Here is a 22,336-nt window from a genome sequence, read left to right on the forward strand (position 1 = left end):
TTCTGCTGGAGCCGGCCCGTGAAAGCCCTCGACGAACTGACCTTCGACAACCGTTTCGCCCGTCTTGGCGATGCGTTCTCCGCCCACGTACTGCCCGAGCCGATCGACAATCCGCGTCTGGTGGTCGCCAGCCAGCAAGCGTTGGCCCTGCTTGATCTCGATCCGGCCGCGGCAGAAACCGAAGAATTCGCGCAACTGTTCAGCGGCCACAAGCTGTGGGCCGATGCCGAACCCCGGGCAATGGTCTATTCCGGACATCAGTTCGGCGGCTACACCCCGCAGTTGGGCGACGGTCGCGGCTTGCTGCTGGGCGAGGTGTACAACAATGCCGGTGAGCACTGGGACTTGCACCTCAAGGGCGCCGGGCAAACACCGTTTTCGCGCATGGGCGATGGCCGCGCGGTGCTGCGTTCGTCGATTCGCGAGTTTCTGGCGTCCGAAGCACTCCATGCGCTGAACATCCCTGCTTCTCGCGCTGCCTGCGTGATCGGCTCGGACACCCCGGTCTGGCGCGAGAAACAGGAGCGCGCAGCGATGGTGCTGCGGCTGGCGCCGAGCCATATTCGCTTCGGCCATTTCGAATATTTCTACTACACCAAACGCCCCGAGCAGCAGAAACAGCTCGGTGAGCATGTGCTGGCGATGCACTTTCCCGAATGCCTTGAGCAACCGGAACCGTATCTGGCGATGTTCCGCGAGATCGTCGAGCGCAACGCCGAACTGATCGCAAAGTGGCAGGCCTACGGTTTCTGCCATGGGGTGATGAATACCGACAACATGTCGATCCTCGGCATCACTTTCGACTTCGGCCCGTTCGCCTTCCTCGATGACTTCGACGCCCACTTCATCTGCAACCACTCCGACGATCAGGGCCGCTACTCGTTCAGCAATCAGGTGCCGGTCGGCCAGTGGAACCTCAGCGCCCTCGCCCAGGCCCTGACGCCGTTCATCAGCGTCGAAGCCCTGCGCGAAACCCTCGGCTTGTATCTGCCCCTGTTTCAGGCGCACTACCTCGACCTGATGCGCCGCCGCCTCGGCTTCACCACCGCCGAGGCCGATGATCAACAACTGCTGGAAAACCTGCTGCAACTGATGCAGAACAGCGGCGTCGATTACACGCTGTTCTTCCGCCGACTCGGTGAAGAATCAGCCAAACAGGCAGTTGCCCGCCTGCGCGATGACTTCGTCGATATCAAAGGCTTCGATGCCTGGGCCGAGCGCTACGTTGCCCGGGTTGCCCGTGATGGCAGTGCCGATCAGCAACAACGCCGCGTACGTATGCACGCGGTCAATCCGCTGTACATCCTGCGCAATTACCTGGCGCAAAAAGCTATCGATGCCGCAGAGCAAGGTGACTACTCGCAAGTGCGCCGATTGCATGCGGTGCTGAGCAAACCGTTCGACGAGCAGCCCGGGATGGAAGGTTACGCCGAGCGGCCGCCGGAGTGGGGCAAGCATTTGGAGATCAGTTGTTCGTCGTGACTCGATTCAGATAAACACTTCGATCGGTACATTGAAACGTTCAGCGAGCCAGCGGATCTGGCGCAGATTGAGCTTTCGCTTCCCGCTCAAAATTTCCGAAACGACGGATTGAGTACCCACGCCAGGAAGGTCGCTCTGAGTGAGGCCGTGTTCGCGCATCATATAGCCGAGCACTTCTTCGCCGCTCGCTTCAGCCATGGGATGATGGGTGCGATCCCATTCCTCGATCCAGTCACTGATGATGTCCAAAAGGCTCATCAATGGATGCGACTCATCTTCCCCGGTTATTTCAAGTATCTCATCGACCGCCCGCACCAAGGCGTCATAATCCTCTTCACTCTTCGGTTTTCGAACCAGCGGAGCGACATATTCCCAGTGCTCGGCCACTGTCTTGATCAAAACGCTCATACATGCCCTTCCTTCCATTTGCCCCGATCATATTCGTCATGATCCAGAACATATTTTATGTACAACCTCTGCGATCGATAACTGACGAAGGCTATCAGTCGCAGCTTGTTGCCGCCCAGGTCAAAGACATGAAACTGGCCCACCTTGTCGATCGCAGGAAATATCGATTTCATCGCCGCGAAGTCCTTGGGACAGCTTCTCTTTGCCAGTCGAAACCACGTCGCCAATGCGCTTGCGGATTGTGGCCATTTTTCCTTGGCCTCTCTGATGGGTCTTTCGCTAAACACATGCATGCAACATCCTTATCGCATTCTGCTATGGGAGGTTAATCGAAGGGCGTAGTTATCGCAATGTGCGATAGAATCGGACAGACCGACGGTGCGTCCGGTAAATCTCAGCCTAGGTTTAACCTCGGACCGTGCACGATTGAAAATATGAGCAAACGTCTCAAACTACCTACCATCAGCTCTCCTCTGGATTTCGCTCATGACAACCCAGCTCCTCATCCCCTGTCCCACCTGCAACGGCCTCAACCGCATCCCCGCCGGGCGTCTGGCTGACCAACCCAAATGCGGGCGCTGTAAATCTGCGCTGCTGCTGAGCAAACCGTTCGACCTCAAGCAAGGCGATTACGCCAGTCAGATCAAAGGGGATCTGCCGTTGCTCGTGGATGTCTGGGCGGACTGGTGCGGGCCGTGCAAGTCGTTTGCGCCGGTATTTGAACAGGCAGCGGCGCAGTTGGCAGGCAAATGTCGGCTTGCCAAGCTCGACAGCGAGGCGAATCAGCAGTTGTCGGCGCAACTGGGGATTCGCTCGATTCCGAGTCTGATTCTGTTTAAAAACGGCAAGGAAGTGGCGCGCCAGAGCGGTGCGTTTCCGTTGCCGCAGTTGATGGCGTGGCTGCGTAGCCAAGGGCTCTGACACACCACAGATTACCCTGTGGGAGCGAGCCTGCTCGCGAAGGCGGTCCGTCATTCCACGCTGATGTTGAATGTGCCGGCCTATTCGCGAGCAGGCTCGCTCCCACATTGGGAATTTGCGTGTGATTCAGGAAATCAGTGATCTTCCAGCAGATTGTGCAGCTCGACGAACTGCTGGGTCAGTTTGTGCCGTGGATCAAGGTGGATCAGCGGCATGCTGGCCTGGTGCGACTCGCGCATGCGCACGGAACTGCTCAGATACACCGGCAACACCGGCAAGCCCTCGGCAATCAGTTCGTCGAGGATCTGCTGCGGCAGGCTGGCCCGCGCCTGAAACTGATTGACCACGATACCTTCGACTTCAAGGCCTTCGTTGTGGTCGTCCTTCAATTCTTCGATCTCGGCAATCAGCCCGTACAGGGCCTGACGGGAAAAGCTGTCGCAATCGAACGGAATCAGTACACGATCAGCAGCAATCAACGCTGACACCGCGTAGAAATTCAGCGCTGGTGGAGTGTCCAGGTAAATCCGGTCGTAATCTTCGGCCAACTCATCGAGCAACTTACGCAGCTTGTTGATCTTGTGCTTGGCCTCGAGCTTGGGCTGCAGATCGGCAAGCTCGGCGGTGGCGGTAATGATGTGCAGGTTGTCGAACGGGGTTTCGTAGATATCAGCCTGATTCTTTTTCGAGAACGGCCCCGAAGACAGCGTCTGCTTGAAGAAATCGGCGATGCCCATCGGGATGTCGTCGCCGGTCAGCCCGGTCAGGTACTGGGTGGAGTTGGCCTGGGCATCGAGGTCCACCAACAATGTGCGATAACCCTCGCTGGCGCTGACCGCCGCCAGATTGCAGGCGATGCTGGATTTGCCCACGCCACCTTTCTGATTGAACACCACGCGCCGCATGACCAAACCTCCGTGTATCAAAGAATGACCGAGTGTAGATGCCCGTGAGCGCGCTTCGCTACCTTCACGGATTCGGACTACGCCTACAGGTGTAAATATCGGCATCCAGACACGGAAAAAACAGCCATTGATCAAGGAGACTCCTGACAGACAAGCAATGACAGATCTGGATAATGGCCAAGTGACAGTTACCCGGCGAACCGCTCGGTACATTTTGTTGGGCAAAATGTAACCAACATTTGCTACACACCCGTCGCACCGGGATAATGCGCGCCACCCGGCGCCCTGCGCCAAGCCAAGCCTGCTGCGGCGCTGGCGAGCCAACGCGTCAACGAATGCCCCGCAGGGGCGGGATGAATGTCCGTGATCAACTTCAACATCGCCCAATGGCGCGCGTGGGCCCCGGGGCTCGACAGCGTGGACGCCTGGCAGGCCTGGAGCCGACAGCCGGTCGTGCTGCAGAGCAGTGATGCCGCGCCCGATGTGTCGTTTCTGCCGGCCATGCAACGCCGGCGCCTCAGCCGTCTGGCGCGGATGGCCTTCAGCGTTGGCTGGCCGTTGGCCGACGGACGGGACAATCTGCCGCTGGTGTTCGTCTCGCGGCATGGCGAAACCCCGCGTACGTTTGAAATTCTCCGGGATCTGGCGACCGAACAACCTTTGTCACCGACCCAGTTCAGCCTCTCGGTACACAACGCGATCATCGGTCTGTGGTCGATCATGCGCGGCGAAACCAGCGAAATGACTGCCCTCGCCGCCGCTGGCGATGGCCTCGAACACGGCATGCTCGAAGCAGCCGCACTGCTCGATGAAGGCGCCCCGGCGGTATTGCTGGTGATCACGGAAGAGCAACCACCCCAGGCTTACTCGCAGTGGGTCGACGATGTACCGTTCCCTTATGCGGTCGGTTTATTGCTGACGCCCGGTACCGACTGGCGGCTGACCCTGAACAGCAGCACGAAAATCCAGTCAAAGGCGCACTGGCCGCATGCGCTCAACCTGTTGCGAACTCTGTTCGGCCAGCAACCTGATTGCCAACATGCGTGGAAGAATCGTGTATGGACCTGGCAACGCAATCCGTGACTACCAAACACCGCGACGCTTATTACTGGCGTCTGCTGGCCACTGCTGCGAGCTTCGCTTTGTTCGGACTCGGCGGACTGTGTCTGCGCGTGCTGGTGTTTCCGCTACTCGCCTGCCTGCCCGGTGACGCACTCCAGCATCGCCTGCGCGCCCGGCGCACGGTCAGTCGGTTGTTCTGGTTCTTCGTACGCTTCATGGCCCGCACCGGCGTGCTCACCTACGACATCCAGGGCGCCGAACGCCTCGGCCGACCGGGGCAGATGATCATCGCCAATCACCCGTCGCTGATCGATGTGGTGTTTCTCATCGGCCTGGTTCGCCATGCCAACTGCGTGGTGAAGAAAACCCTGTGGGAAAACCCCTTTACCCGTAGCCCGCTACGCCGCACCGAATACATCAGCAACGACGGCAGCATGGACATGCTCGATGCTGCCGCGCAGTCGCTGCAGGACGGCCAGACGCTGATCATTTTCCCCGAAGGCACACGCACCCAGCCTGGGCAGGCGCCATCCTTTCATCGGGGCGCGGCGGCGATTGCCCTGCGCGGTGCGAAAATCGTCACGCCGGTGATTATCGAAGTCAGCCCGACCACCCTGACCAAGGCCGAGCCGTGGTATCGCATCCCCCATCGCCGCGTGCACTTCAGTTTTCGCGTCGGGGCCGATATAGACCCACAGTCCTTCGCTGCGCAAGGCCCGGCGCCGCAGGCCTCGCGCAAGCTCAACGATTATTTGCATGACTATTTCATTAAGGAGCTCGCCGCAGATGAGCGAACTGAACACCGCTAGCCTGGTGCGTGACATCAAACAGCTGATCATCGACGCCCTCGGCCTCGAAGACATCAGCCCCGAAGACATCGGTGACGAGCAGACATTGTTCGGCGAAGGCCTTGGCCTGGACTCCGTGGATGCGCTGGAGCTGGGTCTGGCGATTCAGAAAAAGTACGGCATCAAGATCGACGCCGATGCCAAAGACACCCGCAACCATTTCACCAACGTGGCCAGCCTTGCGGCATTCGTCACGGCAAAACAGGCAGCTTGAGACCGGACCATGCAAACTCGTGACGATATTTTCAATACCCTGCGCGATGCCCTGGTCGAGCTGTTCGAACTGGATCCGGCCCGTGTAAGCATGGACGCCAACCTGTATCAGGATCTGGAAATCGACAGCATCGACGCCGTCGACCTGATCGATCACATCAAGCGCCAGACCGGCAAGAAAATCGCCGCCGAGGAATTCAAATCGGTACGCACCGTCGGTGACGTGGTCGAGGCGGTGTTCCGTCTGGTTCACCCGGCCGCATGAGCCGATTGATCGGCCTGGGCCTGCTGCTGGCCGGTCTGCTGTACCCCTTTGCAGTGTATTTCGGCATGGAGCATTTCGCCCCGTGGCAATTTGCGCTGCTACTGGGCAGCCTGTGGCTGGCGCGCGCCCTGACCGGCGCACGCAAACCCGGCAGTCTGTGGATGGCCTGCGTGGCCATGGTGTTCTGCCTGCTGCTGGCGGTGTTCGACAGCCCGCAACTGCTGCGCTGGTATCCGGTGCTGATCAGCGCGTTCATGCTGGTGCTGTTCGGGGTGAGCCTGAAATTCGGCCCGCCGATGGTCGAGCGTCTGGCGCGTTTGCGCGAACCGGAGCTGCCGCAGGTTGCCATTCGCTACACGCGCAAGGTCACGCTGGTCTGGAGCGTGTTTTTCTTCTGCAACGGTTTGTGCGCCGCCCTCCTCACCCTGTGGGCGCCGCTGGATTGGTGGATGTTGTACACCGGCCTGATCTCCTACGGATTGATCGGCCTGATGTTTGCCATTGAATGGCTGATACGACAACGGGTAAGAGGCCGTACATGAATTGGATAAAACTTGAGCAACTGTTGCTCAAGGCATTGCCGGCACGGGCAATTTGCCAGGCGCCGGCACTGGATCACGCGCAACTGCATGCGCAGGCGTTGAGCGTTGCCGCCGGCCTGCAAGGCCAAGGCGTGCAACGGCTGGCCGTGCATCTGGAGGATGCCGCCGACCTCGCCATCGCGCTGCTCGGTGCCTGGCGCGCAGGCGTCAGCGTATTGCTGCCGGCCGACCTGCAAGCGCAGACACGCCAACGCTGGGCGCATGAAGTCGACATGTGGCTGACCGATCAGCCTGAAGACGCGCACTTGCCTGACTTCGCTCAACCCGGACTGCCCGGCGCCGAACTGGATCTGGACCGATGCCGTCTGAGCCTGTGTACCTCCGGCTCCAGTGGCGAGCCCAAGCGCATCGACAAGACCCTGCGGCAACTGGCCAACGAAGTCCAAGCGCTGGAGCAGCTATGGGGCGCAGATCTCGGCGAAGCCTGCATCATCGGCAGTGTCGCCACGCAACATATCTACGGCCTGCTGTTTCGTGTGTTGTGGCCGTTGTGCGCCGGACGTCCGTTTGTGCGCCGGCAACTGGCGTTTTCCGGAGATTTGCAACGGGCCAGCCGCGAACAGGCTGCATTCGCCTGGGTCGCCAGCCCGGCGCTGCTCAAGCGCATGGGCGATAACCTCGACTGGCCGGCCCTGAGCGCGGTGCGCCGGGTGTTTTCCTCCGGTGGCGCGTTGCCGTCCGAGGCCGCGCAAAGTCTGCAGCAGCGCTTGCAGCAATGGCCGACTGAAATCCTCGGCAGCTCGGAAACCGGTGGCATTGCCTGGCGTCAGGGCGAGCCTTTGTGGCAACCGTTTGCCGGCGTCGAACTGAGCCAGGACAGCCACGGCGCGCTGCTGATTGCCTCGCCTTATCTGCCAGCCGGCCATGTCGAACACAGCGCCGATGCCGCGCGCATTGCCGCCGACGGGCGCTTCGAACTGCTGGGGCGTCTGGACCGCATCGTCAAACTGGAAGAGAAACGCATCTCGCTGCCGATGCTCGAACAGGCTCTGGTCGGCCATGGCTGGGTCGCCGAAGCGCGGCTGGGCGTGGTACAGGAGAACCGCGCCTCGCTCGGTGCACTGCTGGTACTCAGCGAATCGGGGCTGTTCGCCCTGCGCGAGCACGGCCGCCGTGGCCTGACCGAAATCCTGCGCAAACATTTGAGCCAACATTGCGAAGTCCTCGCCCTGCCCCGACGCTGGCGCCTGCTGCGGCAAATGCCATTGAACAGCCAGGGCAAACTGCCCCAGGCCGAAGTCGATGCATTGCTGCTGGCCGCTCGGCCGAAAGCCCCTGAAGTGCTGGAACAATCAGAAACCAACGGCGAGTGGAGCCTGCAACTCAGCGTGCCGCCGGATCTGGCCTACTTCAGCGGACATTTTCCCAAGGCACCGGTTTTGCCCGGCGTGGTGCAGGTCGAGTGGGCGCTGAATCTGGGTCGGCAGTTGCTGAAACTGGACGGTGCGTTTGCGGGAATGGAGGTGCTGAAGTTCCAGCAACTGGTGCGGCCCGGTGATGAGATCCAACTGCACCTGCGCTTCGATGCACAGCGCGGCAAGTTGTATTTTGCTTATCGCAATGACTCGGCGACCTGTTCCAGTGGCCGCATCCTCTTGGGGCCTGCCCATGCATAACCTGTGGCGAGGGAGCTTGCTCCCGCTGGGTTGCGAAGCACCCCCAACAGTTTTTGGCAGCCCATCGAAGGCGAGCGCTTCGCACTCGAGCGGGAGCAAGCTCCCTCGCCACAAAGGGGATGTGTCCCATGCATAAGCCCTGCGCCGTGATCCCGGTGTACAACCACGAAACCGCGATCGGCACCGTGGTCGATGCTCTGCTCGCCCAGGATCTGCCATGCATTCTGGTCGACGACGCCAGCAAGCCCTCCTGCGCAAAAGTCCTCGATGCTCTGGCCGAACGCGACAGCGTTTTTCTGGTGCGCCTGACCGCCAATCAGGGCAAGGGCGGCGCAGTCATGACCGGTTTGCGCGAAGCTTCGCGCCTGGGCTACAGCCACGCCTTGCAGGTCGACGCCGACGGCCAGCACGATTTGCATGATGTCGCGCGCTTCGTCGCCGAATCCCGCGCCCATCCCCAGGCGATGATCTGCGGTTATCCGCTGTTCGACGAGAGCGTGCCGAAGGGGCGTCTGTACGCACGCTATCTGACTCACGTCATGGTGTGGATCAACACCCTGTCGCTGCAGATCCGCGACTCGATGTGCGGCTTCCGCGTCTACCCGCTGGCGCCGACCCTGGCGGTGATCGACTCGGCGAAAGTCGGCAAGCGCATGGATTTCGATTCGGACATCCTCGTGCGTCTGGCGTGGCGCAATCAGCCGATGCGCTGGCTGCAGACCAGCGTGCATTACCCGCTGGACGGCGTGTCGCACTTTCGCCTGTTCCACGACAATGCGCTGATTTCCAGCATGCACACACGGCTGTTCTTTGGCATGTTGCTGCGTTGGCCGGTGATCCTCTGGCGGCGGTGGAAACCATGAGCGCAGAAGTCGACAAGAAGCACTGGGCCGACCGCGAAGAACGCGGCAGTTTCCTGCTGATGAAATTCACCGCGTTCGCCGCCAAAGTCCTCGGCCGGCGCCTGCTCAGTCCGTTGCTGTACGGCATCGTCCTGTATTTCTTCCTGTTCGGCCGCGTCGCCCGGCGCAGTGCCTGGCAGTACCAGCAGCGTCTGGCCGAGTGGAGCCAACGGGACGATTTGCGCCCGAGCCACTGGCGGGTATTCAGCCAGTTCATGGCTTTCGCCGATTCACTGCTGGACAAGCTCGACGTGTGGAACGGCAAGCTGCGCATCGAGCAGATCGAAATCATCGACCCGGCGTTGCTGCGCAAGCAGTTGCGCGGCAGTCGCGGGCAACTGCTGGTCGGCGCGCATCTGGGCAACCTCGAAGTGTGCCGGGCGCTGGCGGAAATCGGCGAAAAAGTCACCATGAATGTATTGGTGCACACCAAGCATGCCGAGCAGTTCAACCGCTTGCTCGGCGAGGCCGGGGCGACCAATCTGCGTTTGATTCAGGTGAGCGAACTGGACCCGGTAATCATGCTGCAGCTGCATGAACGGCTGGAACGCGGCGAGTGGCTGGCGATTGCCGGCGACCGCGTGCCGCTGCATGGCGGGCGCAGCGTGACGGTGGATTTTCTCGGCCATCCGGCGCCGTTTCCGCAAGGCCCATGGCTGCTGGCCGGCCTGCTCAAATGCCCGGTCAATCTGCTGATGTGCCTGAAGCAACCCGACGGCCACTATCGTCTGACCCTAGAGCCATTCGCCGACGCCGTGGTGTGGACACGCCGCGAGCGCGAGCAGGTCATTCATCAGTGGGCCACCCGCTACGCCCAGCGCCTGAGTCACTATTGCCTCGAAGCCCCGCAGCAATGGTTCAACTTTTACCCTTTCTGGAAGACCGATGACGACGCCAACCCATGAGCCGGTAACCTTCGGCGAACGCCCTTTGCGCATCGAAGACGTGCTGGCCCTGGCCAACCGTCAGGCGCCCGTGCAGTTGCAGGCTGACGAGGCCTGGCGCGAGCGCATCGCCAAGGGCGCGCGTTTTCTCGATTCGTTGCTGGACAAGGAAGGCGTGATCTACGGCGTCACCACCGGTTACGGCGATTCCTGCGTGGTCGCGGTGCCGCTGCATCACGTCGAAGCGTTGCCGCGGCATCTCTACACTTTCCACGGTTGCGGCCTGGGCAAACTGCTCGACCCGCAGGCGACGCGCGCGGTGCTGGCGGCGCGTTTGCAGTCGCTGTGTCACGGCGTCTCCGGGGTGCGCATCGAGTTGCTGGAGCGTCTGCACGGGTTTCTCGAATACGACATCCTGCCGCTGATTCCCGAAGAAGGCTCGGTCGGCGCCAGCGGTGATCTGACGCCGTTGTCCTACGTCGCCGCGACCCTGTCCGGCGAGCGTGAAGTGCTGTTCCGGGGCGAGCGCCGTCAGGCTGCCGACGTGCATCGCGAACTGGGCTGGACGCCACTGGTGCTGCGCCCGAAAGAGGCCCTGGCGCTGATGAACGGCACGGCAGTGATGACCGGCCTCGCCTGCCTCGCTTTCGCCCGCGCCGATTACCTGCTGCAACTGGCCACGCGCATCACTGCGCTCAACGTCGTCGCGCTGCAGGGCAATCCGGAGCACTTCGACGAACGTCTGTTCGCTGCCAAGCCGCATCCGGGGCAAATGCAGGTAGCGGCGTGGCTGCGCAAGGACCTGGCGATCGACGCGCCGACCGCACCGCTGCACCGTCTGCAGGATCGCTACTCGCTGCGCTGCGCACCGCACGTGCTCGGAGTGCTCGCCGACAGCCTGAACTGGCTGCGCTCGTTCATTGAAACCGAACTGAACAGCGCCAACGACAATCCGATCATCGATGCCGAGGCCGAGCGCGTGCTGCACGGCGGGCACTTCTACGGCGGACACATCGCGTTCGCCATGGACAGTCTGAAAAATCTGGTGGCCAACGTCGCCGACCTGCTCGATCGGCAACTGGCGTTGCTTGTCGACGAGCGCTACAACCACGGCTTGCCGAGCAACCTCTCCGGCGCACCCGCTGATCGGGCGATGATCAATCACGGCTTCAAAGCAGTGCAGATCGGCACCAGTGCCTGGACTGCCGAAGCGCTGAAAAACACCATGCCGGCCAGCGTGTTCTCGCGCTCGACCGAGTGCCACAACCAGGACAAGGTGAGCATGGGTACCATCGCTGCCCGGGATGCAATCCGCGTGCTGGAGCTGACCGAACAGGTCGCCGCCGCTACCCTTCTGGCTGCCAACCAGGGCGTGTGGTTGCGCGCTCAAGCCGCCGACGCCCGCCCGCTGCCGCCAGCGCTGGCGGCGATGCACGAAGAGCTCGGCAAGGATTTCCCGCCGGTCATCGAAGACCGCGCACTGGAAGGCGAACTGCGCCTGTGCCTGCAACGCATCGCCGCCCAACACTGGAGGCTGCATGCGTAGTGCCGGAGTGCTTCACGCCGATAGCGAAATCCTCGTGCCGTTCTTCGACGTCGATACCATGCACGTGGTCTGGCACGGCCATTACGTCAAATACCTCGAAGTGGCGCGTTGCGCGCTGCTGGACAAGATCGGCCACAACTACACGCACATGGTCGAGTCGGGTTACGCCTGGCCGATCATCGACCTGCAACTGCGCTACGTGCGCGGCGCGGTGTTCGGCCAACGGTTGAATGTACGCGCCAGCCTGGTCGAGTGGGAAAACCGTCTGAAGATCAATTATCTGATCACCGACCTGCAAAGCGGCGAACGCCTGACCCGCGCCAGCTCGGTGCAGGTCGCCGTCGAGGTCAGCAGCCGCGAGATGCAACTGGCTTCACCGAAAGTCTTCACCGACGCCGTGGAAAGGATGCTGCGATGAATCTGTTTTTCAAAAGCCTTGGCGCGCTGACGCTGCTGGCCGTGTCGTCATGGGCCAATGCGTTCGACCTGCAACAGCTCAGTCAACAACTGGCGAAACCGCAGGTGATCCACGGCCAGTTCATTCAGGAAAAACACCTGCGCGCCCTGCCGCAGCCGCTGATCAGCAAAGGCCATTTCGTTCTGGCGAAAAACCACGGGCTGCTGTGGTTGTTGAAAACCCCGCTGCAGCAGGATTACCGCATCACCGCCAAGGGCATCGCCCGTCGCGACAACAATGGCTGGCAACTGCTGCCGAACAAGAGCGCCGGTGCCGAGCAGAACCGCTTGTTCCTCGCCGTGCTGCAAGGTGACAGCAGCGGTTTGCAGCGGGATTTCGAATTGGCCCTGAGCGGCACGGCACAGCAGTGGAAACTGACCCTGACCCCACGCTCGATGTTGCTCAAGCAAGTGTTCAACCAGATCAACATCGACGGCGGCGCCTTGGTGCACACCATCGAGCTGCTGGAAACCCAGGGCGACAGCACGTTGCTGCGCATGCAGGACAGTACCGCCGAGCAACCCTTGAGCGACGCGGAGCAACATGACTTTGCCGAGTGAACGCAGGCTGCCCTGGCTGTTTCTGAGCCTGCTGCTGGCCGTGGTCGCGCTGGCCGGCTGGCAGTGGCGCGACGGTGCGCCGCTGTCGGCCAACCTTATGGAGCTGGTGCCCGGCACCAATCCCGACGCCCTCGAACTGCGCGCCGAACAGCGCATGCAGGAGCCGCTCAACCGCGAAATGCTGGTGCTGGTCGGCCACACCGAGCGCCAGCACGCGCTGGCCATGGCGCAGCAACTGGGCGAACAATGGCAGGCCAGTGGGTTGTTCGAAAAAGTGCAGTGGAACCTGCAAGCCGACTTGCCAGCGCTACGCACGCAATTGCTGCAAGGGCGATTGGCGATGCTCTCGGCGGACGACCGGCAACTGCTCAGCGAGCATCCTGATGTTTTCATTCAGCAACGCGTGCAGGCGCTGTTCGACCCGTTCAACGGTTTCACCCTGGTGCCGAGTCAGGACGATTGGCTGGGCCTGACCGGACGCATCCAGAACAGCCAGCCGAAACACGGCGCCGTGCAACTGGACATCGGCAGTGGCGCACTGGTCGCCGAAGCCGACGGCAAAAGCTGGGTGATGCTGCGTGCGCGCACCACCGGCAACGCCTTCGACATGAACCTGCCCCTGCAAGTGGCGGATCTGCTCCAGCACAGCCGCGAACAAGCGGCGCAAAGCGATGTGCAATTGCTCGCTGCCAGTGGTCTGCTCTACGCGGCCAACGGTCAGCAACAAGCCACTCGCGAAATGACCTGGGTCGGCGGCGGCGCGACGGTCGGCATTCTGCTGTTGCTGCTGTTGGCGTTTCGCCGCTGGCGCGTGTTGCTGGCGTTCGTCCCGGTGCTGGTCGGTATGCTGTTCGGCGCGGTGGCCTGCGTAACGCTGTTCGGCCACATGCATGTGATGACCCTGGTGCTCGGTTCGAGCCTGATCGGCGTGGCCGTGGACTACCCGCTGCACTATCTGTCCAAGAGCTGGAGTCTCAAGCCCTGGCGTAGCTGGCCGGCCCTGCGCCTGACACTGCCGGGGCTGACGCTGAGCCTGATCACCAGCGTCATCGGCTATCTGGCTCTGGCGTGGACGCCGTTCCCGGCACTGACCCAGATCGCGGTGTTCTCCGCCGCCGGCTTGCTGGGCGCCTATCTGTCGGCGGTCTGCCTGCTGCCAGCGCTGCTGAAAAATGTCCAACTGCGCCCGGCGCAATGGCCGCTGCGCCTGGCCGAGCGCCTGATTCACCTGCGCGAGACGCTGCTCGAATTCATTCGCACGCCCGTGCTGCTGGCCCTGCTGATCGCCTTTTGCGTCGGCGGGCTGATGCAGTTGCAGAGCAAGAACGATATCCGTCAATGGGTCGGTGCGCCGCAACATCTGACCGATGAAGCGCAGACCATCGCACGCATCACCGGCTATCAGCCGACCAGCCAGTTCTTCCTCATCCGAGCCGCCAATCAGGAGCAGTTGCTCGAGCGGCAAGCGGCGCTGAGCGAACGTTTGCAGCAGCTGGTCAATCTCGACAAGCTGCAAGGCTATCTGGCCCTCGATCAACTGGTCAGCGCGCCGAGCCAGCAACAGCAAGTGCGCGAATCGCTGAACAAGCTGCCGTCGTTCTGGCAACCGCTACTCGATCTCGGCGTGCCAGCGGCGGCTTTGCAGAACGAATTGCAGCAGTTGCAGACCCTGCCCGCTGAAGACATCGACGCAGCGCTGGCCGGTCCGCTCGGTGAGCCTTATCGCATGCTGTGGCTCGGCCCCACCGACGACGGCGTTGCTGCGATGACCAGCCTGCAAGGCTTGAACAATCCGTCATTGCTGCGGGTGCAGGCGCTGGATTTGCCGGGGGTGATGCTGGTCGATCGTCTGGGCGATCTGAACAAGGTGTTCGCCGCCACGCAGATCAGCGCCGCCGAACTGAAACTCGCCTCGTGCGTGTTGATCGTGTTGGTGTTGATTCTGCCGTTCGGCCTGACCGGTGCGCTGCGTATCGTCGCCCTGCCGCTGCTGGCGGCGCTGTGCAGTCTGGCCAGCCTCGGCTGGCTCGGTCAGCCGCTGACCCTGTTCAGCCTGTTCGGCCTGCTGCTGGTGACAGCGATCAGCGTCGATTACGCAATCCTCATGCGCGAACAGGTTGGCGGCGCGGCGGTAAGCCTGCTTGGCACTCTGCTCGCAGCACTGACGACCTGGCTGTCGTTCGGTCTGCTGGCGGTGTCGAGCACGCCGGCGGTGAGCAATTTCGGTCTGTCGGTGAGCCTCGGCCTGGCGTTCAGCTTCATGCTTGCACCGTGGGCCGGACGCCATCAACCGTCTGCGGAGCCAGCGCCATGATGGTTGTCGGCTTCTGGTTGCTGGCCTTGGCGCTGTTCGCGCTCGCGACCCGTGTCGGCCGACACTTCGGCCTGATTCCGATTGTCAGTCAGTTGCTGCTGGCGAGTTTCGGTTTGCCGCTGCTGATGTATTGCTGGATCGAGCCGGGCTGGCAGCTCAGCGGCGCGCAACTGATCGCTCCGCACTGGCTGAAAAACCTCTACAGCCTGAGTTTCGCCTTGTTGCTCGGGCACATCCTCAGCGATGTGATCGACCTGAAACTCGATCGTCAGAGCGTGAAAATCGCCGTGCCGAGTTTCGCCGTGCCGTTCGCTTGCGGACTGGCGGTCGCGTATGGGTTGCTGCCGCCGCAACCCTGGCTCAACGCGCTGGCCATCGGACTGGTCTTCGCCATTACGGCGATCCCGGTGTTGTATCTGTATTTGCGCCACATCGATTACCCGCCTACCGCTACCCGCCGTCTGGTGCAAACCGCGATTCTCATCGACCTGACCTGCTGGACGCTGTTCGGCCTCGCTCAAGGCAGCCTGCATTTGAGCAGCCTGTTGTTGCCCTTGGCCCTGGCTGGCGTGCCGCTGCTGTTGTATCTGCTGCGCGTGCGCCGTCCGCTGACCTACAGCCTCGGCTTCTTCGCCCTGCTGGTGCTGGCCGAGCATTACAAACTCAATGCGCTGATTTTCGGCATAGGCTATCTGCTGTGCATGGCCGTGCTGAAAGTGCCCCTGGTGCTGCCGTTACCGGTGCGCTGGATGAGCCGGTTGCAGACGTGGATCGCAATTCCGTTGATCCTCACCTTCGGCATTGTCCAGATCGACGTGCACAGCGCTCTGGCCAGCCTCGACGCCGGACAATGGGCGGCGCTGCTGCTGTTGCCGATTGCCAGTAAGCTGCTCGGCAACTGGCTCGGCCTCGGCTGGGCCGGCGCCTCGTTCGCCGGCGCCAGCCGCTGGCGTGAGAGCGTGCTGCTGAACATTCGCGGCCTGAGCGAAATCGTCTTTCTCAACCTGCTGTTGCAACAACAGCTCATCACCCCGGCGCTGTATTTCGCGCTGATGCTGATGGGCCTGATCGCGACGCTGCTGCCGGCCCTGATCGGCCTGCATCGCGCGCCCTTGAATCTGAACAGTCCTTTGCCCCGGAGCTCACGTGCCAATCGTTGAAATGGAATCCCGCCAGGTCGTGATCATCGGTGCCGGCCCGTCCGGCGCTATCGCCGCCGCCCTGCTCAAGCGCAAGGGCCACGATGTACTGGTGCTCGAACGTCAGCACTTCCCGCGTTTTTCCATCGGTGAAAGCCTGCTCAGTCACTGCCTGGATTTCGTCGAAGAAGCCGGCATGCTCGACGCCGTCAACGCCGCCGGCTTCCAGCGCAAGACCGGCGCAGCATTCGCCTGGGGCGAGCGCTACAGCGCCTTTGATTTCAGCGATACGTTCACCGCCGGCAAGCCGACCACGTTCCAGGTGCAGCGCGCCGACTTCGACAAGTTGCTGGCCGATCAAGCGGCGTTGCAGGGCGCGGAGATCCGCTATGGCGATGCGATTGTCAGCGTCGATTTCGAGCAAGCGAAACCGCAGCTCGAAGTGCGCCGCGAAGATGGCAGCGAATACCGCGTCGAAGCCGGTTTCGTGCTGGATGCCAGCGGTTATGGCCGCGTGCTGTCGCGCCTGCTCGACCTCGAAGCGCCGTCGAATTTCCCGGTACGTCAGGCGGTGTTCACCCATGTCCAGGATCACATCGACAATCCGGCGTTCGACCGCGAAAAAATCCTCGTCACCACCCACCCGCAGCACCGCGATGTGTGGTTCTGGACCATCCCGTTCAGCAACGGTCGTTGCTCGGTCGGCGTGGTCGCGGCCGAGGAGCACTTCCAGGGCCGCGGCACTGATCTGGACGCCTGCCTGCGCAGTTTCATCGCCGAGACGCCAAGCCTCGCCGGCGTTCTGAACAACGCAGTCTGGGACACCCCGGCGCGCACCCTCGGCGGTTACGCGGCCAACGTGAAAACCCTGCACGGCCCGGGCTTCGCACTGCTGGGCAATGCCGCTGAATTCCTCGACCCGGTGTTTTCCTCCGGCGTGACCATCGCCATGCGTTCGGCGAGCATGGCCGCCGGCGTGCTGCACCGCCAGTTGCAGGGTGAAACGGTCGACTGGCAAAGCGAATTTGCCGAGCCGTTGAAACGCGGCGTCGACACCTTCCGCTGCTACGTCGAAGGCTGGTACGCCGGCACTTTCCAGGACGTGATTTTCTACGAGGACGGCCAGGCGGACATTCGCCGGATGATCTGCTCGATCCTCGCCGGTTACGCCTGGGACGAACGCAACCCGTTTGTCAGCGAAGCACGCCGACGGCTGAAGATGATTTCCGAACTCTGCGCACAGGACGCCTCATGAATTACTTGAGCGACAGTTACGTCGAGGAAACGCGCTTCGGGTTCTGGTTCCTGCGCAGCCACACCTGGCAGCACCATGTGTTGCGCGTGGCGATCAATGATTTGCGTGGATTGTTCAGCGAGACCTTGCCGGTCAATCCCGTTTTGCTGGATGCCGGCTGCGGCCAGGGCAAGTCGTTCGCTCATCTGCGCCAGACCTTCGCTCCACAGCGCCTGATCGGCGTCGACGCCGACCCGCACAGCCTGCAACTGAGCGCCGAAGAGGCTGCGCGCCTGGGTCTGGAAGTCGAGCTGATCGGCAGCGACTGCGCGACGCTCAAGGTGGCCGATGCCAGTGTCGATCTGCTGTTCTGTCACCAGACCTTCCATCATCTGGTCGAACAGGAAAAGGCCATGGCCGAGTTTTATCGCGTGCTCAAACCGGGCGGTTACCTGCTGTTCGCCGAGTCCACCGAGGCTTACATCGATACCTGGGTAATTCGCTGGCTGTTCCGCCACCCGATGCACGTGCAGAAGAGCGCCGCCGGGTATCTGCAGATGATTCGCGGGCAGGGTTTCGAGTTCGCCGAGCACAATGTCTCCTACCCGTACCTGTGGTGGAGCCGGTCGAAGGATTTCGGTTTGCTGGAGCGGTTCGGGTTGAGCAAGCCAAAGCCGTTCGGGCAACGTGAGGAGACGCTGGTGAATGTCGTCGCGCGCAAGCCAGTGCAGGAATCTGTCTGATGTACGGCTATCGATCTGAATACCTGAAACCCTGTGGGAGCGAGCCTGCTCGCGAAAGCGGTGTATCAGTCAGCAAAAGTGGCGAACGTCAGACTGCATTCGCGAGCAGGCTCGCTCCCACAGGGTTCTCTGCGTGGCTGGCGATCGTTTTATCAGCCTTGCTGTTAAGTGCCTGCGCCAGCCAGCCGCCGCTGCCGGCTGACAACCCGACGCTGCCCCTGCCGCTGCAACTGCACATTGAGCGCGAACAGGCCGGGCAGCGGCAGGACTGGCTGCTGGTGATCCAGCAAGAAGGCGCGGGCATCCGCTGGTCGATGATGGACCCGTTGGGCATTCCCCAGGCCCGCCAGCAGCTGATCGACAGCCGTTGGCAGGCCGATGGTCTGCTGCCGCCCAATCCGCAGGCACGAGAGCTGTTCGCCGCGCTGCTGTTCGCCCTGACCCCGTCCGCCGAGCTGCTGCGCAACTATCCCGACGCCCAGCAACAGGCCGCTCACCGCTCATTGCCCGCGCGCTGGGACGTCCGTTATTCACAACCGCTGAGCTTCGAACTGAACCTGCCCCACGGCCCGCACTACCGCGTTTCCCAGCTAGGTGAATCGACGCCATGACCGCTTACCTGAATGCCCTCGGCGTGATCTGCGCTCTGGGCCGCGACAAGGCTGAAGTCGCGCGCAATCTGTTTTATGGCGACTGTTCGGGGATGCGCCGCGAATCCGGCTGGGTCGCCGAGCGAACACTGCCGGTGGCCGCCGTACACGGTGAGCTGGCGCCGATCCCTGCCGAACTGATCGAGCACAGCAGCCGCAATAATCAACTGCTGCTGGAGGCCGCGCTGCAGATCCGCGACGACATTGATCGCGCGATCCAGACTTACGGCCGTGAGCGCATCGGCGTGGTGCTCGGCACCAGCACGTCGGGCATCGACGAGGCCAGCCGTGGTCTGGCTCATTACATCCGCGAACAGCAGTTCCCCAGCGAGTACGACTATCGTCAGCAGGAACTCGGCGCTCCGGCGAATTTCCTCGCCGACTGGCTGCAACTGAGTGGCCCGGCCTACGTGATTTCCACCGCCTGCACTTCCAGCGCACGTGCCCTGATGAGCGCCCAGCGCCTGCTCGATCTGGGCCTGTGCGACGCAGTGCTGTGTGGCGGCGTCGACAGTCTGTGCAAGCTCACGCTCAATGGTTTTTCTGCCCTGGAAGCGGTGTCGGACGAGCGCTGCAATCCGTTTTCAGCCAACCGCAACGGCATCAACATCGGTGAAGCAGCGGTGCTGTTCGTGATGAGCAAACAGTCTGGCGAAGGTCCGGGCATCGCCCTGCTCGGTACTGGCGCCAGCTCGGATGCGCACCATATTTCTGCTCCGGAGCCCAGTGGCCGCGGCGCTCTGCAAGCGATGCAAAAAGCCCTTGGCCGCGCCAATCTGCAAGCCGCGCAAATCAACTACCTGAACCTGCACGGCACCGCCACTCAACACAACGACGCGATGGAAAGTCTGGCGGTCGCCGCGCTGTTTCCCGACGGCGTGGCCTGCTCCTCAACCAAACCGTTGACCGGCCACACCCTCGGCGCCGCCGGCGCGCTGGAAGCGGCGTTCTGCTGGCTAAGCCTGAGCGCCGATAATCCTGAACAGGCGTTGCCGCCGCACATCTGGGACGGTCAGGCCGATCCGGCGCTGCCCCCACTCAAGTGGGTGACCGCGAACGAACGCCTGACGTCCATTGCACCGCGCTACCTGATGAGCAACTCGTTTGCCTTCGGCGGCAACAATGTCAGCCTGATAATCGGAGACGCCCCATGAGCCACTGGCCGCTCGCCGAACTGCTGCCCCATGCCGGCGACATGATTCTGATCGACAGCATCGAGCGCTTCGACGAAGAGCAGATTTTCACCCGCCTCACGGTCAAACCCGACGGCCTGTTCAACCTGCCCGACGGCAGCCTGCCGGCGTGGGTCGGCGTCGAACTGATGGCGCAAAGCGTCGCGGCTTTCGCCGGTTGCCACGCACGGCAGAAAGGCAATCCGGTGGAATTGGGATTCCTCCTCGGCACGCGCAAATTCGAGTGCAATGTCGAAGCCTTTCCGGCCGGCAGCGAGCTGACCATTCACGGTCTGCGCTCACTGGAAGACGACAATGGCATGGGCGTGTTCGAATGCCACATCAACGGCGACGGCATCCAAGCCAGCGCCCGGCTGAACGTGTTCCGTCCGCCACAAGCCAATCAATATCTGCAACAGACAAAGGAGTCGAACGATGACTGAATCCGTACTGGTCACCGGCTCCAGCCGTGGCATCGGCCGCGCCATTGCCTTGCGTCTGGCGCAAGCCGGGCACGACATCGTCCTGCATTGCCGCAGCGGCATGACCGAAGCCCAAGCGGTGCAGGCTGAAGTCCAAGCGCTGGGGCGTAAAGCGCGCATCCTGCAATTTGACGTCGCTGATCGTGAAACCTGCAAAAGCATTCTCGAAGCCGATGTCGACAGCTATGGCGCCTATTACGGCGTGGTGCTCAACGCCGGACTGACTCGCGACGGCGCGTTTCCGGCGTTGAGCGACGACGATTGGGACGTGGTGCTGCGCACCAATCTCGACGGTTTCTACAACGTTCTGCACCCGCTGATGATGCCGATGATCCGCCGTCGCGCCGCCGGGCGCATCGTCTGCATCACCTCCGTGTCAGGTCTGATCGGCAACCGTGGCCAGGTCAATTACAGCGCCTCGAAGGCCGGCCTGATCGGCGCGGCCAAGGCGTTGGCGATCGAGCTGGGCAAACGCAAGATCACCGTCAACTGCGTCGCCCCGGGCTTGATCGACACGGCCATGCTCGACGAAAACGTGCCGGTGGAAGAACTGCTGAAAATGATCCCCGCGCAACGCATGGGCACCCCAGAAGAAGTCGCCGCTGCGGTGAATTTCCTGATGTCGGCGGAAGCCTCGTACATCACCCGCCAGGTGCTGGCGGTCAACGGAGGTCTGTGCTGATGAAGCGCGTCGTCGTCACCGGCATGGCCGGCATCACCTCGCTGGGCAGCGACTGGCAGACCATTGCCGGCAACTTCGCGGCCAACCGCAGCGGCATCCGCCGGATGGACGAGTGGGATCGCTTCAGCGAACTCAACACGCGTCTGGCCGGGCCCATCGATGACTTCCTGGTACCCGCGCACTGGACGCGCAAACAGCTGCGCAGCATGGGCCGCGTCTCACGACTGGCCGTCGGTGCAGCGGAACAAGCACTGGCCGACGCCGGCCTGCTCGGCGACGAATCGATCAAGGACGGGCGCATGGGCGTCGCCTGCGGTTCGTCCACCGGCAGCACCGACGAGATCAAGGCCTTCGGCAACATGCTGCTCAACTCGGTGGCCGAGGGGCTCAATGCCAACTCCTACGTGCGGATGATGCCGCACACCACCGCCGCCAATATCAGCATCTTCTTCGGCCTCACCGGGCGCCTGATTCCCACCTCCAGCGCCTGCACCAGCGGCAGCCAGGGCATCGGCTACGCCTACGAAGCCATCAAGTTCGGCCGCCTGCCGCTGATGCTCGCCGGCGGGGCCGAAGAACTGTGCCCGACCGAAGCCATGGTCTTCGACGCGCTCTATGCCACCAGCCTGAAAAACGATGCACCACAGTCCAGCCCGCGCCCGTACGACAAGGGCCGCGACGGCCTGGTAATCGGCGAAGGTGGCGGCATGCTGGTGCTTGAGGAGCTGGAACACGCCCTCGCCCGTGGCGCACACATCCACGCCGAAATCGTCGGTTTCGGCAGCAACGCCGACGGCCAGCACACCACTCGCCCGGAACAGCTGACCATGCGCCGCGCCATGGAGCTGGCCCTGGAAGACGCCGGGCTGACGCCGGATGCCATCGGCTATGTAAATGGTCACGGCACGGCTACAGAACAGGGCGACATTGCCGAAACACTGGCTACCAGCAGTCTGTTCGGCGAGCGCATGCCGATCAGCTCGCAGAAGAGTTTCCTCGGCCACACCCTCGGCGCCTGCGGGGCACTGGAGTCGTGGTTCAGCATCGAGATGATGAATCGCGATCTGTACGTGCATACGTTCAACCTCGACGAGGTCGATCCGCACTGCGGCAGGCTCGATTACCTGCGCGGCGAATTCCGCCAGATGCACCATGAGTACGTAATGAACAACAATTTCGCTTTTGGTGGCGTCAACACCTCGTTGATCTTCCGCCGCTGGCACTGACCGCAACACGTTTTGGAGTGAAG

The 22,336-nt window shown here is 62.2% G+C and carries 25 protein-coding genes; 22 read left to right on the top strand and 3 right to left on the bottom strand.

The window, feature by feature from the left end:
* Nucleotides 1-18: 18 nt before the first annotated feature.
* Nucleotides 19-1,482 (top strand): protein adenylyltransferase SelO, encoded by a 1,464-nt coding sequence (selO, locus tag VNV36_RS02400; protein WP_325715887.1) that lies wholly within the window; start codon nt 19-21, stop codon nt 1,480-1,482.
* Nucleotides 1,483-1,488: 6 nt separating this feature from the next.
* On the opposite strand, the gene VNV36_RS02405 is transcribed toward selO, so the two are convergent.
* Entirely contained in the window at nt 1,489-1,890 is a 402-nt protein-coding gene (locus tag VNV36_RS02405) for a helix-turn-helix domain-containing protein (protein ID WP_325715889.1), read from the bottom strand.
* Nucleotides 1,887-2,183 (bottom strand): type II toxin-antitoxin system HigB family toxin, encoded by a 297-nt coding sequence (locus VNV36_RS02410; RefSeq protein WP_325715891.1) that lies wholly within the window; start codon nt 2,181-2,183, stop codon nt 1,887-1,889. Before VNV36_RS02410 ends, VNV36_RS02405 begins: the two co-directional genes overlap by 4 nt.
* A 193-nt stretch (nt 2,184-2,376) precedes the next feature.
* Between VNV36_RS02410 and trxC the strand changes: the two genes are divergently transcribed.
* Nucleotides 2,377-2,811, top strand: a complete 435-nt coding sequence (gene trxC, locus VNV36_RS02415) for a thioredoxin TrxC (RefSeq protein WP_325715893.1) — start codon at nt 2,377-2,379, stop codon at nt 2,809-2,811.
* A gap of 134 nt (nt 2,812-2,945) precedes the next feature.
* Here the strand turns inward: trxC and VNV36_RS02420 are convergent, their stop codons facing one another.
* Nucleotides 2,946-3,716 (bottom strand): ParA family protein, encoded by a 771-nt coding sequence (locus VNV36_RS02420; protein WP_186531847.1) that lies wholly within the window; start codon nt 3,714-3,716, stop codon nt 2,946-2,948.
* Between the two features lie 357 nt (nt 3,717-4,073).
* Here VNV36_RS02420 and VNV36_RS02425 point away from each other — a divergent pair, with 357 nt between their 5' ends.
* From VNV36_RS02425 to VNV36_RS02520, 20 genes are all read left to right on the top strand, one after another.
* Nucleotides 4,074-4,799: a beta-ketoacyl synthase chain length factor gene (locus VNV36_RS02425; RefSeq protein WP_325715896.1), complete on the top strand. Its 726-nt coding sequence runs from the start codon at nt 4,074-4,076 to the stop codon at nt 4,797-4,799.
* Complete coding sequence (locus VNV36_RS02430; RefSeq protein WP_325715898.1) at nt 4,775-5,587, top strand: lysophospholipid acyltransferase family protein; 813 nt, start codon at nt 4,775-4,777, stop codon at nt 5,585-5,587. The genes VNV36_RS02425 and VNV36_RS02430 overlap by 25 nt, the downstream gene beginning before the upstream one ends.
* Nucleotides 5,565-5,840, top strand: a complete 276-nt coding sequence (locus VNV36_RS02435) for a phosphopantetheine-binding protein (RefSeq protein ID WP_325715900.1) — start codon at nt 5,565-5,567, stop codon at nt 5,838-5,840. The genes VNV36_RS02430 and VNV36_RS02435 overlap by 23 nt, the downstream gene beginning before the upstream one ends.
* 9 nt (nt 5,841-5,849) lie before the next feature.
* Entirely contained in the window at nt 5,850-6,104 is a 255-nt protein-coding gene (locus tag VNV36_RS02440) for an acyl carrier protein (protein ID WP_325715902.1), read from the top strand.
* Entirely contained in the window at nt 6,101-6,646 is a 546-nt protein-coding gene (locus VNV36_RS02445; RefSeq protein ID WP_325715904.1) for a COG4648 family protein, read from the top strand. Before VNV36_RS02440 ends, VNV36_RS02445 begins: the two co-directional genes overlap by 4 nt.
* Nucleotides 6,643-8,322 carry an ApeI family dehydratase gene (locus VNV36_RS02450; RefSeq protein ID WP_325715906.1) on the top strand — a complete coding sequence of 560 codons (1,680 nt, stop codon included), beginning with the start codon at nt 6,643-6,645 and terminating at the stop codon, nt 8,320-8,322. The genes VNV36_RS02445 and VNV36_RS02450 overlap by 4 nt, the downstream gene beginning before the upstream one ends.
* A 128-nt stretch (nt 8,323-8,450) precedes the next feature.
* Nucleotides 8,451-9,185 (top strand): glycosyltransferase family 2 protein, encoded by a 735-nt coding sequence (locus VNV36_RS02455; RefSeq protein ID WP_325715908.1) that lies wholly within the window; start codon nt 8,451-8,453, stop codon nt 9,183-9,185.
* A complete protein-coding gene (locus VNV36_RS02460) occupies nt 9,182-10,129 on the top strand; it encodes a lysophospholipid acyltransferase family protein (protein WP_325715910.1) in 948 nt (315 codons plus the stop codon). Before VNV36_RS02455 ends, VNV36_RS02460 begins: the two co-directional genes overlap by 4 nt.
* Nucleotides 10,110-11,654, top strand: coding sequence for an HAL/PAL/TAL family ammonia-lyase (locus VNV36_RS02465; RefSeq protein ID WP_325715912.1), 1,545 nt, complete (start codon nt 10,110-10,112; stop codon nt 11,652-11,654). Before VNV36_RS02460 ends, VNV36_RS02465 begins: the two co-directional genes overlap by 20 nt.
* Nucleotides 11,647-12,072, top strand: coding sequence for an acyl-CoA thioesterase (locus VNV36_RS02470; RefSeq protein ID WP_325715914.1), 426 nt, complete (start codon nt 11,647-11,649; stop codon nt 12,070-12,072). The genes VNV36_RS02465 and VNV36_RS02470 overlap by 8 nt, the downstream gene beginning before the upstream one ends.
* Nucleotides 12,069-12,671, top strand: a complete 603-nt coding sequence (locus tag VNV36_RS02475; RefSeq protein ID WP_325715916.1) for an outer membrane lipoprotein carrier protein LolA — start codon at nt 12,069-12,071, stop codon at nt 12,669-12,671. The genes VNV36_RS02470 and VNV36_RS02475 overlap by 4 nt, the downstream gene beginning before the upstream one ends.
* Nucleotides 12,655-14,985 carry an MMPL family transporter gene (locus VNV36_RS02480; RefSeq protein WP_325715918.1) on the top strand — a complete coding sequence of 777 codons (2,331 nt, stop codon included), beginning with the start codon at nt 12,655-12,657 and terminating at the stop codon, nt 14,983-14,985. Before VNV36_RS02475 ends, VNV36_RS02480 begins: the two co-directional genes overlap by 17 nt.
* Nucleotides 14,982-16,145: a cation:proton antiporter gene (locus tag VNV36_RS02485; protein WP_325715919.1), complete on the top strand. Its 1,164-nt coding sequence runs from the start codon at nt 14,982-14,984 to the stop codon at nt 16,143-16,145. The genes VNV36_RS02480 and VNV36_RS02485 overlap by 4 nt, the downstream gene beginning before the upstream one ends.
* Nucleotides 16,132-17,379, top strand: a complete 1,248-nt coding sequence (locus VNV36_RS02490; RefSeq protein ID WP_325715920.1) for an NAD(P)/FAD-dependent oxidoreductase — start codon at nt 16,132-16,134, stop codon at nt 17,377-17,379. The genes VNV36_RS02485 and VNV36_RS02490 overlap by 14 nt, the downstream gene beginning before the upstream one ends.
* A complete protein-coding gene (locus tag VNV36_RS02495) occupies nt 17,376-18,101 on the top strand; it encodes a class I SAM-dependent methyltransferase (RefSeq protein WP_325715921.1) in 726 nt (241 codons plus the stop codon). Before VNV36_RS02490 ends, VNV36_RS02495 begins: the two co-directional genes overlap by 4 nt.
* Nucleotides 18,101-18,712, top strand: coding sequence for a hypothetical protein (locus VNV36_RS02500; protein ID WP_325715923.1), 612 nt, complete (start codon nt 18,101-18,103; stop codon nt 18,710-18,712). Before VNV36_RS02495 ends, VNV36_RS02500 begins: the two co-directional genes overlap by 1 nt.
* The gene (locus VNV36_RS02505) at nt 18,709-19,905 is read left to right on the top strand and encodes a beta-ketoacyl-[acyl-carrier-protein] synthase family protein (protein ID WP_325715925.1); all 1,197 of its coding nucleotides are present in this window, start codon (nt 18,709-18,711) and stop codon (nt 19,903-19,905) included. The genes VNV36_RS02500 and VNV36_RS02505 overlap by 4 nt, the downstream gene beginning before the upstream one ends.
* Nucleotides 19,902-20,366 (top strand): hotdog family protein, encoded by a 465-nt coding sequence (locus VNV36_RS02510; RefSeq protein ID WP_325715927.1) that lies wholly within the window; start codon nt 19,902-19,904, stop codon nt 20,364-20,366. The genes VNV36_RS02505 and VNV36_RS02510 overlap by 4 nt, the downstream gene beginning before the upstream one ends.
* Nucleotides 20,359-21,087, top strand: a complete 729-nt coding sequence (gene fabG, locus VNV36_RS02515) for a 3-oxoacyl-ACP reductase FabG (protein WP_325715929.1) — start codon at nt 20,359-20,361, stop codon at nt 21,085-21,087. Before VNV36_RS02510 ends, fabG begins: the two co-directional genes overlap by 8 nt.
* Nucleotides 21,087-22,313, top strand: a complete 1,227-nt coding sequence (locus VNV36_RS02520) for a beta-ketoacyl-ACP synthase (protein WP_325715931.1) — start codon at nt 21,087-21,089, stop codon at nt 22,311-22,313. The genes fabG and VNV36_RS02520 overlap by 1 nt, the downstream gene beginning before the upstream one ends.
* Nucleotides 22,314-22,336 lie beyond the last annotated feature (23 nt).

The sequence above is a fragment of the Pseudomonas sp. genome (genome assembly GCF_035554175.1).
GTDB lineage: Bacteria > Pseudomonadota > Gammaproteobacteria > Pseudomonadales > Pseudomonadaceae > Aquipseudomonas.